14 protein-coding genes are annotated in these 14,167 nt (G+C 37.3%); all 14 read right to left on the reverse strand.

Translation table 11 applies throughout. The features are described 5' to 3' along the window. Positions 1–13: 13 nt before the first annotated feature. The 14 genes from LI126_RS06375 to LI126_RS06440 all read right to left on the reverse strand — a co-directional run bounded on the left by LI126_RS06375 (position 14) and on the right by LI126_RS06440 (position 14,167). Positions 14–925: an alpha/beta hydrolase gene (locus LI126_RS06375; protein ID WP_227165049.1), complete on the reverse strand. Its 912-nt coding sequence runs from the start codon at positions 923–925 to the stop codon at positions 14–16. A gap of 257 nt (positions 926–1,182) precedes the next feature. Continuing rightward, positions 1,183–2,331 carry an SGNH/GDSL hydrolase family protein gene (locus LI126_RS06380; protein ID WP_227165050.1) on the reverse strand — a complete coding sequence of 383 codons (1,149 nt, stop codon included), beginning with the start codon at positions 2,329–2,331 and terminating at the stop codon, positions 1,183–1,185. A 22-nt stretch (positions 2,332–2,353) separates the two neighbouring features. Beyond that, positions 2,354–3,280: an acyltransferase family protein gene (locus tag LI126_RS06385; RefSeq protein WP_227165074.1), complete on the reverse strand. Its 927-nt coding sequence runs from the start codon at positions 3,278–3,280 to the stop codon at positions 2,354–2,356. Between the two features lie 61 nt (positions 3,281–3,341). After that, the gene (locus LI126_RS06390; protein WP_227165051.1) at positions 3,342–4,856 is read right to left on the reverse strand and encodes an oligosaccharide flippase family protein; all 1,515 of its coding nucleotides are present in this window, start codon (positions 4,854–4,856) and stop codon (positions 3,342–3,344) included. Further along, positions 4,843–6,189, reverse strand: coding sequence for an O-antigen polymerase (locus LI126_RS06395; RefSeq protein WP_227165052.1), 1,347 nt, complete (start codon positions 6,187–6,189; stop codon positions 4,843–4,845). Before LI126_RS06395 ends, LI126_RS06390 begins: the two co-directional genes overlap by 14 nt. Before the next feature lie 2 nt (positions 6,190–6,191). Then, entirely contained in the window at positions 6,192–7,403 is a 1,212-nt protein-coding gene (locus LI126_RS06400; protein WP_054752457.1) for a glycosyltransferase, read from the reverse strand. A gap of 29 nt (positions 7,404–7,432) precedes the next feature. After that, positions 7,433–8,128 (reverse strand): L-ribulose-5-phosphate 4-epimerase, encoded by a 696-nt coding sequence (locus tag LI126_RS06405; protein WP_118508967.1) that lies wholly within the window; start codon positions 8,126–8,128, stop codon positions 7,433–7,435. 5 nt (positions 8,129–8,133) lie between these two features. After that, on the reverse strand, positions 8,134–9,138 hold the full coding sequence (locus tag LI126_RS06410; protein ID WP_196021511.1) for an NAD-dependent epimerase/dehydratase family protein: 1,005 nt from the start codon (positions 9,136–9,138) through the stop codon (positions 8,134–8,136). Next, positions 9,138–9,854 (reverse strand): IspD/TarI family cytidylyltransferase, encoded by a 717-nt coding sequence (locus tag LI126_RS06415; protein WP_054752453.1) that lies wholly within the window; start codon positions 9,852–9,854, stop codon positions 9,138–9,140. Before LI126_RS06415 ends, LI126_RS06410 begins: the two co-directional genes overlap by 1 nt. 12 nt (positions 9,855–9,866) lie before the next feature. Next, positions 9,867–10,658: a glycosyltransferase family 2 protein gene (locus LI126_RS06420; RefSeq protein WP_227165053.1), complete on the reverse strand. Its 792-nt coding sequence runs from the start codon at positions 10,656–10,658 to the stop codon at positions 9,867–9,869. A gap of 11 nt (positions 10,659–10,669) precedes the next feature. After that, entirely contained in the window at positions 10,670–11,482 is an 813-nt protein-coding gene (locus tag LI126_RS06425) for a LicD family protein (RefSeq protein WP_227165054.1), read from the reverse strand. After that, a complete protein-coding gene (locus LI126_RS06430; protein WP_227165055.1) occupies positions 11,479–12,693 on the reverse strand; it encodes a glycosyltransferase in 1,215 nt (404 codons plus the stop codon). Before LI126_RS06430 ends, LI126_RS06425 begins: the two co-directional genes overlap by 4 nt. Positions 12,694–12,705: 12 nt before the next feature. After that, positions 12,706–13,584 carry a glycosyltransferase family 2 protein gene (locus LI126_RS06435; protein ID WP_054752442.1) on the reverse strand — a complete coding sequence of 293 codons (879 nt, stop codon included), beginning with the start codon at positions 13,582–13,584 and terminating at the stop codon, positions 12,706–12,708. A 10-nt stretch (positions 13,585–13,594) separates the two neighbouring features. Then, entirely contained in the window at positions 13,595–14,167 is a 573-nt protein-coding gene (locus LI126_RS06440; protein ID WP_227165056.1) for an acyltransferase, read from the reverse strand.

The raw sequence follows: 14,167 nt of genomic DNA on the forward strand, positions 1-14,167 counted from the left end.
GTAAACGTTTAATTTACGTAATATGGTTCTTTATAAATTCATACACCACATTTTCGTATCTTAACGGATCTATTTTATAACAATCTGTATGTCCAGCACCTCGTATAATGAGCATTTGCTTTTCGCTTTTACAACTATTGTTAAGTCTATATGCCATTGCTACCGGTGCTTGCGTATCTTTATCGCCATGAATAATTAAAACTGGAATTTTCGTGTTCATCAGTGCTTTACACGCATCAACACCTCTCAAATTACATCTCCTCCATATTCTTGCCCCAACATTAACGAGTTCTGAGAATATTCTCACCAAAAATTTGCTTTGCAGCTTATCTCTACTATTGATTTCTATCATTTCTAACGGCGAGGTATATCCACCTTCATCGATGATGCCACGCACACATTCCATACCTTCTAAATTACTACTCAGCATAGCTATGGCTCCACCCATAGAAATTCCCATTAGAAATATCAAAGATTCAGTTCCAAATCTCTTTCTTGCCCAACTCACCCAATCACGACAATCATATTTCTCTAACGCACCAAATGTAGAATATTCTCCCCCACTCTCACCATGCGCTCTTAAAGTAGCTAAAAGCAAATTCCAATTATGTTTCTCAGTAATCCTGTAAATTGGTTTTCCATTTACAAATCCAGTGCTCCAAAGCCCGTTAAAGAAAATCACAATCGGTGCATTTTTCTTTCTTTCATAAAAATAGCCTACTAATCTCACTCCATCTGATGCCGTAATTATTATTTTTTCATTTTTTGTAGACAAACTATTCTGTTCATCATCTGCCGTTTCTAAATTCACCGGATGCGAAGTCCTCCGCTTACAGGCTTTCTGAAAAGCATATCTACTCCCTACAAAAAAAGATATTACCCCTGCAAAAATTATTACAGAATATATTATAATTACTCTACTCATCTCGCCTGTCTTCCTCCGAGAAAAGTTTGCTTAACAAAAAGTTGAATACAATTTCTTTTTTTGTTAACTCAAACAGCTATCGCCTGTCTCAAGCTTCTATTACTCTTGGCAACAATTTTTTATCTTCAATTCTAATAATCGCATCTTCGCCACAGCTTCCGCTGTGTTGCCTGCTGCTCGCCTCGTAGCGGTGTGCATTTTTCGAGCAGCTACCGTGTGAGAAATCACACGGCCTTGTTTCCTATTGTCTTATCCCTTTACTCCCAGCTAAAGCACATTCCTTTGAAGCCATCGGCCTGCTCTTTACTGGTAAACACTACCTTAATTTCGTTCTTCACGGTGCAGTCATCGCTGACTACTAGGATATGTCTCTGAGAGAAGTCATAATCAAATGTTACCGTTGGGGATTCAAACAGTTCTCCATCTACATAGATATCTGCTTTGTTATCTCCGGATTCGTAGGTATAGTCGATACCCAGTATGCCAGACGCACTTGTGCTGATGGTAAAGGTAGTATCATCTACCTGCTCAAAATCCGAACTTGCATCGTACCAGACAAAGTTGTCGAACTTATGCACATCAGCATTGATCACATCAGTGTCTTTCATCTTTCCGGTGGAAGCAGCTACATTATCGTCAATAACTGCCTTGACAGTTTCAAAGTAGATTTCCTGTCCGGCATCGTTCGGATGAACACCATCACTGGACAAGTCATCATAAGCTTTGCCAGAATTGTTAAAGGCATCGATTGTATCTGCCACTGGAATTCCATAATGCTCACAGATGCTCTGAATAGTAGTCATTTTCTCCGTATACTCACGCTGAGAGGATTCCAGAATAGAGATGATAGAGCAATCTGGGTACTTAGTTCTGATAGTTCGGATGATAGATTCGTAGTTCGTGGAGAAGCCATCTGTTCTATCATTCTGACCATAACAGATAATTGCCAGATCATAATCTACATCATCATTTAAAGCCATTGTCCGAACATAACCGGCGTAAGAGGTATTTCCACCCATAGATACATTGGTTACCGAAACTTTGCCTTTATTTACGTTCTGGAGATATGTCTGCAGCTGTTTAAACCACTGTTGTCCATCTGTCTCTGTACCTGCGCCCTCACCAATGGAGTCACCTACGATCAGCACATTCACATCAAATCCATCTGCCAACTTCTGATAAAAGCTATCTTCTGCTTCCTGCTGTTTCAAGGCGGTCTGTTTATCTTGTTCCTCTTGATATAGTTTTTTATTAAGTGCTTGAAGTTCTGCTGACCGCTTATCGTCTTCCACCTTACTCATCCACAAAAGGACACCTAGCAGTGCTGCTAATATAACAATTACTATTCCGTATATCAGATTTTTCCGGGAGTTACTGCGGTACCCCCCCCGTTTTCTACGACTCATGTTCCAAACTCTCCCTCAAAATTTATTTACCAAATGCAAACATAAAATGTCTTTCACAGATTTTTCCTACTGCTAAAACAATTAGTCCTGCTACTACAAAAACAATCCAACCTAAAATTTCCATCGGCAGTGGTAATAATCGGACAAGAATCCCGCGCGTTCCCTGCACTATAGAAAAATGAATTACATAAATAATAATCGAATTTTTTCCACACCACTGTAAAAAGGTATTTTCATGCATCAACTTGGCTACATCACTTAAAATATAATATCCTAAAAACGCTGTCACCAAACTAATCGGTACATTGCCATAACTATTTTCATACATCAAAACAGGTTTATTGTACAGCGACAATACTGTTATAAGCGCACAGCCGACAAGCAGTAGAACAATATTACCCTTCCCGGTAATCTTTTCACCCATTTGCCTATCCTTAAGGATTGTTCCCGCTTTATGTATCATGTTTCCAGCAAGATAATATCCAAAAGCAACTGGCGTCACTGCAATATATAATGGACCAGACACTCCCTGCGGAACAACAATGGTATAAATTATACAAACACCAAGCAAGATACCTTCTGCTTCAATTAAGTGATTTTTACATATACGGGTTAGCACTTCCCAAGCAATGATCACTTGTGCCATCACTAGTAAAAACCACCATCTGAAAAAGCAATAAAAAAAGCTGAGTTCCTCAGCTGTAGCTGTATGCAACACTAGCTTTCCAATAAAGAAATTATACAAAAGTGATAAGATTGCCAATGTAAGCTGCGGTATTAATAGTCTTTTGATTTTTTTCTTTATTACAGCATCAAAATTTCCTGTAATTTTTTCGTGAGCCAAATAGCCAGACAATATGAAAAACGCTGGCATATGAAATGACAATATAATTTTTGCAAAAAAATTATCACTTGTTCCAAGGGCGTGCTCTAAAACTACGAGGAGGATTGCCCCCCCCCCCGAATAATATCAACTTGTTTGTTTCTCTCCATCCTCTTCTCCCCGTTTACTACCTATGTATGATCTGTTTTACCTTGTTTTTTGCCCACGCAAATTCTTCTGTCTTTCTCATGAAAATCAGTTCAACTAAAAGTACTGTCAAACCACTAATCACAACGCGCACAACAAGACCTATAAACGATTCTGATACAAAAGAGCAGAGCATATATGAAATAATCACAATCAGAACATTACTACCAATGATTCCAGCCTGCTGTTTAAAATAATCTACCAAAGGCCTTTTAAATTTTTTCTTAAACAGAATATACGGTTCCCACCATACAATCGTCAAAACTCTTGCAATTGCTGTCGCTCCAAGAATTCCTGACATTCCAAAAGGCTTAGCTAATACTAAGGACAACAGAATATTAAGAATCGCATTAATCACCATTGCATTTTTACGTTCTTTAAAAAGCCCCATTGTTTCGCAGAACATCCATGTTGGATCAAACGCATGTGTAACATAAAAAGTCACAAGTATTGCAATCAGCACATCTTTTCCCAAAACATATTCACGTCCAACCCAAATTGGTATAAAACCTTGGATTGCATTAAGAACACAGACTGAGCAAAAAATTGTTATAACGCCAAATAAGTAAACCATGCCCTTGAACACACTATATGAATGCTCTGAGTCATTATCCGCATTCAGATTGCCAAGACTTGCAATCAAACCAGTTATCATCAAATTAATAAAAGTCGCAATGTAGTTGATAATCATACTGTAGTTAGAATAAAAACCAACATATATTGTTCCAAGCAGCATCGAAATCAGAATATTATCTGTGCTCGTTACTACAACATTTGAAACCTTATAAACGAACATAGACTTCACATCACTGATTAACCCTTTTTTGTCTATAAGATTCGTTTCTTTTGTATACTCCTTTAAAAAAGGATAATACTTATTCGCTATTACATTGCAGACAGCATTCTGCATAATTGTAAAAAAGATCTGGATGATTAAGTATGTCGTGTAATTATTGTTAACATATAAAAAGGCAATCTGTAATACATACTGAAGTAACAAGCAGATTGTCGCCACAATGTTTCTGATGTACTCCTTTTGATCTGCTCGAAGCAGCGTTACCTTAAACATCACAAAATAAGATACTACTGAATTACACAGAAACAATAAATAGTACAGAACAACTTCATTGTGAGGTAATGTACTTTTAACCAGTTGCCCTAAAAAAGGAACGATGACTAAACCCACTACGGTTACCGTTGCCGCTATATAGCGATATAATTTTCGATAATAACTTATAAGCTGCTTTAATTTTTCATGGTCATTATCATGTAAAGCACCATATAAACTATACGTTAAAACATTTCCTATTCCCAGTTCTGCTAAGGACAATAGAGTAAGAATATTTGCATAAAGGCCATTTACCCCCGTGTACTCAGCTCCTAATTTTCTTACAAATATTGTCCTTGTCACAAAAGCCAACACAAGCGTTATTAGCTGCTGTGCAAAACCAAATGAAACGTTTCTAACAGAATTTGCACTCCTAGACTTTCCCATTCTTTTTTCCTCGTATACTTAATCCAATCAATGGCATAATCCAAAGATTGTGCAAAATTGTTGCTACAATATCCGATCTTCTCAGTTCCCACCAAACTGACGCAAACAAAATAACGTGCAGAACATAAAAATATGCTAGTTGGTTGTTAATTGATGGATTTCTTTTTGCTTTTCGGTATATTCTCACAGAAATTCCTGCAATAATAGCAGTCACAAGAACAACTCCAAGATATCCAAAATCCTGCATGAAATAATAGTACCATGTTGGATATGCGTTCATACTCTGATGGGCACTAACGGCATAAAACTCAGCAGCATACGCTTGAGTGTCATAAAGGTTTAAATGAACTCTCTTAAATGTAACTATCTGCAGAATATAATTGATACATCCAAGAAGGCCTCCAAATATAGCCTGTCCCCAATGCCAAGCGGAAATTCCTGATGACACTGGATTTTTTAGCATAACTTGCAAAAGTGCTGGTCCACAGCAAAAATAACCTGCAACGATATTTAGAATTGATTCAAAAATATTTCCAATAACTTTATGTCTTTGAATCGTCACACTGGCAAGTGCAATAATCGCTATTACAATTATCATTCTAATCCTTCTTCGGATTTTTTTCTGTTTTCCTATGCTCATTCCCGAGTCGCTAGGGCTTTTATTGAGCATGTAAGCGCAAAGCATTGCCAACGCAAAATAAAATACTTCCCATCTACCTACTGTTGATACTACAACTATAACCAAATCAATAATACTAGCTATCAAATTCCAACCTTTTATTTTGCCCTTTGCCCACAGAAACACCTGAATAAAAGAACATGTTTGCATAGCAGGAAAAATTCCTAGATGTAAGAAAAGAATTCTTTCTGCAGCTGTCATATAACCTTCTTCCACGCCATTTGCAAAAATATTTCTCATAACGGACATTCCATATCTTTGCACATAAGATAGCCCTCTGAGAAAGAGTGGGATACTTATAAGCGTCAAAACTAGTTGGATCATCAGCAGACGATTTCCAACTTTTCTATAGTCTATCTCATCATTCTCGCATTCTTCAATGTATGTATTGATATATATTGAAGATTTGTTAATTGTTCCATAACCAATTAGTAGACCCCCGAAATCAAACGAAATCAGTCCGATAAGCAATATTGCATAAACATCATTTCCTAACGGGTACCACTCCATAGTATTAATCTGTAATACTATGGTCACAATAAGCCACAATGCATTATATAGAAAAATTGGATGGAGTGCCGAGTTGTACTTAGCATAACTAACATAGCAACCGCAAAAGGCTAAAAGTATAATAATAAACGCAAGTATTGACACCTTTATCTCCCTTCCAATATGCCTTTGAACAGTTCAACATATTCTTTATATTTTTCCTTACATGAATATTTCATTGCTCTCTCTCTGCATTTTTCTTTTCTAAACAAGCCCTCTTTTTTTACTCTGAAAATTGCTTGTTTTAATGCCTCGTAGTCATCTTTCTCAACAACTATTCCTGTTTCTTCATCAATAATTTCTGGGCTTCCGCCAGTTTTGTAAGTAATAACTCCCGTTCCACATGCTAGCGCTTCAATATTAGTCGTTGGAAAATTTTCTTCGCGCGTTGGATTCACAAAAATATCTGCTACCGAATAAATTTCAGCGAGTTCTTTCTGATTGTTAGTATGTGTTATACAAACCATATTTGCCGGTAAATTATCTTTTTCCTTTTCCCCAATGCCAACGATAACTATTGTGTATTCATCAGGCAATGTTTCAGCCAACTTAACAAATACATCTAATCCTTTGCGTGGTGCCCATGCACTTGCAACACCAAGAACCATAAAGTTATTTTCTATATTATGAACTTTTTTAAATTCAGAATCTGTCGGTGCAAAAATATTCAAATCTATTCCATTATTAATGACCTTAACAGGGTATTCCGCTAAAAAAGACCTTTTCACCTCCGAACCAAGCCATTCAGAAGGCGTCACAATTGTAATATTCGCACCCGTAAACCATTCTTTCTTTTTTTGAAACATTTCTTTTGTACGGTCAACATCACTATACGGGTAGCCCTTTATTTGCGGACACTCCTGACACGTACTCTCCCACTTGCTACAATTCACATAATCATAGTATGGACAATGTCCTGTATACGGCCAACAATCATGTAATGTCCATACTACTGGAATATTTCTCTTTTTTATATAGTTAAAAAGCATCGGCAGGTTAATATAGCAGTTATGTAAATTGTGAAAATGTATAAGATCCGGCTTTATGTCATCTAGTTTCCTTAGAAACAGCCCTGTTATCAAATGGGAGAAACAACCATTGTAGCCGGTCTTTTTTGCCATCAAGAGGTGAAGTCTTTTGTCAAGTTTATTTCCGATATATATATGATTTTGTTCTTCTATTTTCTTTTCATTTCCATGAACTGCTGAGCATGTATATACTTTAAATCCTGCTTTTCTTGCCTCTTTAGCAATCATAAACATAATGCGTCCAGTGCTTCCAACTGTGCTGCAATTAATCTCAACTATCGTTTTAGGCATCACTATCACTTTCCTTCTCTAACCGCCATTTAACGCTGTCCATAATAGGCATTCGGCCCATGTTTTCTCATATAATGCTTATCAAGAATATATGTTTCCATTTTAGCCTTCGGATTTAGCGCTAGCGTCTTTAAATCCATCTCCGCTACTTTTTCCAGCACAACAGCATTGTATACTGCATTTTCCGGACTTTTCCCCCATGCAAATGGCCCATGATTTTTTACAATGATTCCAGGAATTGCCATCGGATCATATCCACCATTATCTACTGTTTCAATAATCACTTTACCTGTATTTGCCTCGTAATCTTCCATAACCTCTTGTTTTGTCAGTTCACGAGTGCATGGAATATCACCATAGAAATAATCTGCATGAGTCGTTCCCAACGCAGGAATTGCAATACCTGCTTGGGCAAAGGCCACAGCATTTACAGAATGTGTATGGACTATTCCTTTTATATTTTTGAACTTTCTATATAATGCCAAGTGTGTTTTGGTATCAGATGACGGATTCCATTTTCCCTCCACTCTTAAGCCACTTTCGATGTCAACTACAACCATATCATCTGGACTCATTTTATCGTATTCAACACCAGATGGCTTAATCACCATGTATTTTCCATCGCTGGATATCCCACTAACATTTCCCCATGTATAGATAACTACACCTCGTTTTACCAATTCAAGATTGGCATCACACACACTAATTTTTAAATCTTCTAACATTATAATCACTCATCCTTCAAATACGCCAATGTTTCTGTAAGCCCATCTCTAAGCGTAAATTTTCCATTCCATCCAAGTTTTCGCAATTTTGTATTATCCAAAATGCAATTTTTTGAACGCGAAAAACCTTTCTCTTCTATCTCGTCTGGCAAATCAAATACCACTGTTGTCCCTGCAATTTCTGCACACATTTTTGCAACTTCAGCAATAGATGCCACCGATTTTTCATTTGAGATGTTGTAAATTTCACCATTCTTACCAGCAGACAAAATTTTAAATATTGCACTTGCAGCATCAACAACATAACAATATGTTCTTCTTTGGTCACCCTTACTTTTTAGGATTATATTTTCACCATTTAAAGCATTTCGTATAAACTGTGCATGGGCCTTACTATCCGACCTCAGCATAGTTGGGCCATATACACTTGGCAATCTCGCAATAACTGCATTGATTCCAAATTCTTCAACATAACTTCTAACCAGAAGTTCACAGCATCTTTTGCTTTCAGGATAACCATTTCTGAGAATTGTCTGATCTATCATTCCACTCATATTTTCAGAATAAATGTCTTGTCCATTCAATTCTCCATAAACTTCAAACGACGAAGTCAGAATCATTTTGGTGATTTCTTTGTGACTCACGCAATAGTCTAAAATATTTTTATTCCCGATAATATTGGTGAGTATTGTTTCAACAGGTTGCGTAGCATAGGACTTAGGATCTGCATTGCTCGCCCCATGGATAATATAATCATACTTAATTTCTTTATCCAAGGGATTCATAATATCCTGAACAATCGGTATAACCGCCGTCCCAAATCTCTTTTCAAGTTTTTCTCTGCTTCTACTAAGTGCATATATTTTTATCCCGGCACCAAATTCTTTATTTGCCACCAGCAAAGTATCTATTATGCACGATCCAATTAGCCCAGTTGCCCCAGTCACTAGAATTGATACATTTCTTAAGTCAATTGCGTTAGCTGTTTCTCTTATACTCTCTCCATACATTAGTGCATCCACTCGTCTTTCTTAGCCATCAATAGTGCTTTGAAGATTTCAATGTCCTCAGATGTTGTAAGTTTTAAATTTTTCTCAGACCCCTGCGACATATAAAGTTTTCTTCCAAGTTCAATGTACATCGTGCAAGAGGCAACCGAATTTGTAATTCCCTTATCAAGTGCTTCCTTATGTGCGTCACAAATGTCCTTTAAGAAAAAGGCTTGCGGTGTCTGTGTGATTTTAAGATTATCTCTTGGAACCTGCTCCACCGTAGAAAGTGCATCATATGTTTTAAGCATCGCCGCCGTACAGGGCACAACAGTGATTGCATTCCCATACTGTCGGCAAACTCTGATGTTGTCCGTAATAACATCTGCACTAACCATCGGTCTGATTGCATCATGAATCAAAACTACATCATCATCATTTTTATATCTTTCCACAATATCGTATAAGCCATTTCTAATTGAATCTTGACCATTTTTTCCGCCAGAAACAATATTCTCCAATTTTGAAATGCCAAACTGCTTGGCATATGCTCTTAAAACATCATGCCAGCCATCCAAACATACTACCTCGATTGCATCAATCTGAGGATGCTTTTGGAAAGCTTCCAACGTATAAATTATAACCGGTTTATCATGAACATTAATAAATTGTTTGGGTATATCTTGTCCCATTCGAGCACCAACACCACCAGCAATAATCAGCGCAATATTCTTCATAATTATTCTCCTTTACACATCCAAATCTGTAGTTTTTGCATGTAATTTCTTTCTAATGCTTTCTGATCCCGGAAGTTTTCTAATAAAGTTTGCTACTCTAAATCGAGCAATTGACTTCATACCCAGCATATAAGCCTGCACAGGGTTCATCCCATTTTTTATCGAAATTTCTATGCCTTCAGGAACAGTTTGTTTTACATAAGTACGTTGGTTAACACCGCCCAATCTCATCATCGCCAAATCTTCATTTAAATATTGAAATTTAGCACCTGCCACATACATTCTTAGAAGCAGGTCACGATCCATTTGGCACTTATATTTCAAATCAAATGTTCCATATCTATCATATGCAGATTTTTTTACAAAAGTTGCGGGATGGACAACTGCCATCCTTTTTCTCATAACTTCTAGCGAATCAGCTGGCTTACAACGATAGTTTGCTTCTCTCCCCCCAAACATAATTGCATTTCCATAAATGACATCTGTTTCCTGCTTAATGTTCTTTGCAATTATATTTAGCGAATTATCTGTTAGCATATCGTCCGAATTGATTATTCCAATCAATTCACCTGATGCAATCTTAATTCCCTTATTAAATGCATCACTAATACCTTTATCTGGTTCGCTAATCCACTTTGTTACAACGTTCGAATATTTTTTTACTATATCCAAAGTAGCATCTTTTGAACCGCCATCCACAATAATATACTCAAGATCCGGATAATTCTGTCGTGCTACACTTTGAATCGTATCTTCTAATGTTTTTTCACTGTTATATGTAATTGTTATTATTGAAATTTTCATTTTTCACTCCGTTATTTCCAGTATGCTGTAAAATGGTGATGTGAAACCTGCTTTTCTTTAGGAGGAAGTTTCATATAATCGCCATACATATTTGAAAGAACATGTTTATAATTTTTCGGCGCACTATATTTTTTCCCTTCAAATTCAAGTTCTACGGCTTCTGCAAAATCTTCACATGGAAAAACCTCTTTCATTCCATAAGTAAAAACTGATATATCTGCAATTCTATTGCAGGTAGCATCATCATTATAAGATGTAGCCAATTTTGCTATTTTACTTATAAGGTGTTGCATCGAAATCGGCTTCAATAAAAAAGAACTTACCTTTAAAACCCAATTTTTCACAGTTGATCTTCTATCACTAACCGGAACCGATTTCAAAACAAGCATTTTGCGATATATATCTATCCGGTGATTTAGCTGCTTTAATTTCTTATCGTCTGCCGGCAGATAATCCATCGGAAACACATCAACATACACGCCAATCGGCATGGCATAATTATTTTCTTCTTCAATAACTGTCGCTGTATCAATCACTTTTCCACTTGCGAGATAATAATCTTTCTCTGTTTCCGTTGAAATAGCCTTTAATGTGTCCTGTCTCTGTTGATTAAATTCTGCAAAGAAACGATCATAATCTTTTCTCTTCATGCAAATGTCAACATCATCATCCCACGGTATGTATCCTTTATGTCTAACTGCACCAATTAGCGTCCCGGAAAACAAGAAATACTGCATTCCATTTTTTTTGCAAAAATCATCTATCGAATCCAGTATTTTCAATTGAATCATTTTTAATTCTTCAACGCTTATGTCTTTTTTCATTCGCCATTCCTCTTTTTTATCAGTTCTTTATAGAGTTCAACATATTCATTAAACTTGATATTCTCATCAAACTCTTTAGCTTTTTCTCTACACATTTCAGACGTGACACTTTCCCACTTGCGGCTCACTATATACTCAGCAAGTTGATTTACATTACCTTGATCTACAATCTTTCCATACTCGCTTCCTGCTGCTTCCACAGATCCTCCCGTTCTATATGTTAGAACCGGAGTGCCGCATGCTAATGCTTCTAAATTTGTTGTCGGATAGTTATCCTCATAAGTGGGATTAACAAAAACACTTGCCACGGTGTATAACTCCGCCAATTCTTTTATACTATCTGTGCGTTCAATTCCAATAATAGTATTAGGCAATTCCTCTTTCTGTTGTTTCGTCAACCCGACAAGAACAATTACATACGTTTTTGGTAGTAAACTCGCCAATTGAATAAAATCATTTAGACCTTTTGACTTTGCCCACGTTGAAGAAACACCTAAAATTACTTTTCTGTTCCCTATCTGAAGCTTGTCTGTAATAGTTCCAGTCGTTGGCTTAAAATCATTTAAATTTATGCCATTATTGATAACCTCGATTCTACAACCCTTAAAAAATGATTGCCTTACTAATCCAGCTAGCCACTTAGACGGAGTTACAATTGCTAAATCAGGAATTTCTGTAAATAGTTCTTTCTTTTTTTCCCAATTCCACTTTGAGTTATCAAATATCAAGCTTGTTGGGTGATGTCTTTTTTGTTCACAGTCATAGCATCCAGTTTTCCATTTTTCACAGTGAATAAGATCAAAATATGGACAGTGTCCTGTAAATGCCCAACAATCGTGGAATGTCCAAACGACAGGAATATTTTTCTTTTTAATATACTCAAAAAGAATTTCCAGATTAATATAATACCCATGCATTATATGTAGCTGAATCAAATCGGGGGCATATTCATCAATCTCTTTCAAAAATTTCCTTGTCACAGTTTGAGAACCAAAGCCACATTTATCAGTAATGCGTGTATACAATCCATGCACATTTTGATCAAGTTTATTTCCTATTTTAATCGTCGTAACAGTATCTGCTGCCGTATTTATTCTGCCCCATGCAATCGCACATTCCTGATTTTGATTTATCAATGCATTGTGGATTCCTACCGCAATCCGCCCTGTACAGCCCCATCCACTATATGCTGTAATTTGTAATACCCGCATTTTAATTTTCTCCTACGCCTTCAAGTCTCCCTGTGACTTCATTTTTACTCCTAACTTCTCGCATTCATAAATTTTGGCATCCACCAAATAGCGATACCAGTACGCCTGAAGGAACGTATAAATTTTTCCCTCAGTGCCATCCAAAAAGCCAAGTCTGAAATAATATCTATAAATAAAATACAAATGCGCCCGGAAGAACTTCGGCAAACTATAATAGCCATGATTCTTCACAAAACGCTTTACCTTCGCTTGCATTGACGTCGAGGTTTCTTCCACAGATTCCTCTCCATTTGCAGCATCCGACTTCATTTGCTGATCCAGCACTTCTTTATTTGAATACCAGTTATGCTTATTGATCCACCATTCCAAAGATTTATTATTGTTATCAGAAAAGTCATTTTTGAAGGTAACCACATTACCATCCGTAACAATAAGATGCTCATCCATGAGTTTCATCTCGGACATTCCATGACCCACACGGAAAATTCTAAGCAAAAGTTCCGGATACTTTCCACCGTGTTTAAGCCACCTTCCCATGAAATAAACTCTACGGCGAAGAATTACACCGTTCACTTTTGCAGAAAGAGTATCCAGCTTTTCGTCAATCTCATCTGCGAGTTCTGAAGTAAACTCCTCATCCGCATCAACCTTCATTACCCACTCGGTCTGCAGGTTGATATTATCCAGTGCCCAGTTAAACTGTGCAGCATGGTTTTCAAACTGATGCTCATAAACTTCCGCTCCGAGTGACTTTGCCAGTTCCACTGTTTTGTCAGTCGAATAGGAATCAATAATTACAATACGCTGTGCCACGCCCTTAAAAGATGCAATGCACTTTTCTAAGTTTTGCTCCTCATTCTTTGTGAGGATAATAATTGTTAAATTTGCCATTCTATTTTCCTCACAACCTTTTAATAACTCTCGCCGGGTTTCCAGCGATCACACAGTTATCCTCAAACTTCCCAGCAACCACAGCACCGGCACCAACAACGCAGCCATCTCCCAGCACTGTGCCCTTCAGTATTATCGAATTGCACCCAATGAAGCAGCTCTTGCCAATCTTAATCTCTCGGCTTGGCACCAGATCACTGTCACCACCGTTTTCATCTCGCAGGAGTTTGTTTCTCGCCTCTGCCTCAATGGGATGGAAATCGTTGTCCAGAATCTTACAGTTTCCACCGATGCAGGTGTTATCGCCAATCGTGATCTTTTTCCGGGCGTAGATCGTTGCTCCACTTATTCCAACATTATCGCCAATCTCAATCTCAGCTCCCGGAGCACGGGTTACGATAATCGTCCGGCTGTAAAGACCAACCAGATTACTGAGGAAACTGCTCTTGATCGTGACGTTCTCCCCAATCTTCAACTTGGCACCGCCCTTGTTGAAGACGATCGGTACCCCCTTCAGCAAGAGGTTCTTTCCATATTCAACTTTTGTCATCTTCATAACTAGCTTAAACCAGTTACTGTTCAT

The organism is Mediterraneibacter sp. 210702-DFI.5.30, assembly GCF_020560115.1.
In the GTDB taxonomy this organism is placed as follows: Bacteria; Bacillota; Clostridia; order Lachnospirales; family Lachnospiraceae; genus Mediterraneibacter; species Mediterraneibacter faecis.

Coding starts and splice junctions, on each gene's coding strand:
- LI126_RS06435 (WP_054752442.1), bottom strand. CDS start 13,584: ATGGCAAATTTAACAATTATTATCCTCACAAAGAATGAGGAGCAAAAC.
- LI126_RS06420 (WP_227165053.1), bottom strand. CDS start 10,658: ATGAAAATTTCAATAATAACAATTACATATAACAGTGAAAAAACATTA.
- LI126_RS06410 (WP_196021511.1), bottom strand. CDS start 9,138: ATGTATGGAGAGAGTATAAGAGAAACAGCTAACGCAATTGACTTAAGA.
- LI126_RS06425 (WP_227165054.1), bottom strand. CDS start 11,482: ATGAAAAAAGACATAAGCGTTGAAGAATTAAAAATGATTCAATTGAAA.
- LI126_RS06430 (WP_227165055.1), bottom strand. CDS start 12,693: ATGCGGGTATTACAAATTACAGCATATAGTGGATGGGGCTGTACAGGG.
- LI126_RS06375 (WP_227165049.1), bottom strand. CDS start 925: ATGAGTAGAGTAATTATAATATATTCTGTAATAATTTTTGCAGGGGTA.
- LI126_RS06390 (WP_227165051.1), bottom strand. CDS start 4,856: ATGGGAAAGTCTAGGAGTGCAAATTCTGTTAGAAACGTTTCATTTGGT.
- LI126_RS06440 (WP_227165056.1), bottom strand. CDS start 14,167: ATGAACAGTAACTGGTTTAAGCTAGTTATGAAGATGACAAAAGTTGAA.
- LI126_RS06380 (WP_227165050.1), bottom strand. CDS start 2,331: ATGAGTCGTAGAAAACGGGGGGGGTACCGCAGTAACTCCCGGAAAAAT.
- LI126_RS06415 (WP_054752453.1), bottom strand. CDS start 9,854: ATGAAGAATATTGCGCTGATTATTGCTGGTGGTGTTGGTGCTCGAATG.
- LI126_RS06400 (WP_054752457.1), bottom strand. CDS start 7,403: ATGCCTAAAACGATAGTTGAGATTAATTGCAGCACAGTTGGAAGCACT.
- LI126_RS06405 (WP_118508967.1), bottom strand. CDS start 8,128: ATGTTAGAAGATTTAAAAATTAGTGTGTGTGATGCCAATCTTGAATTG.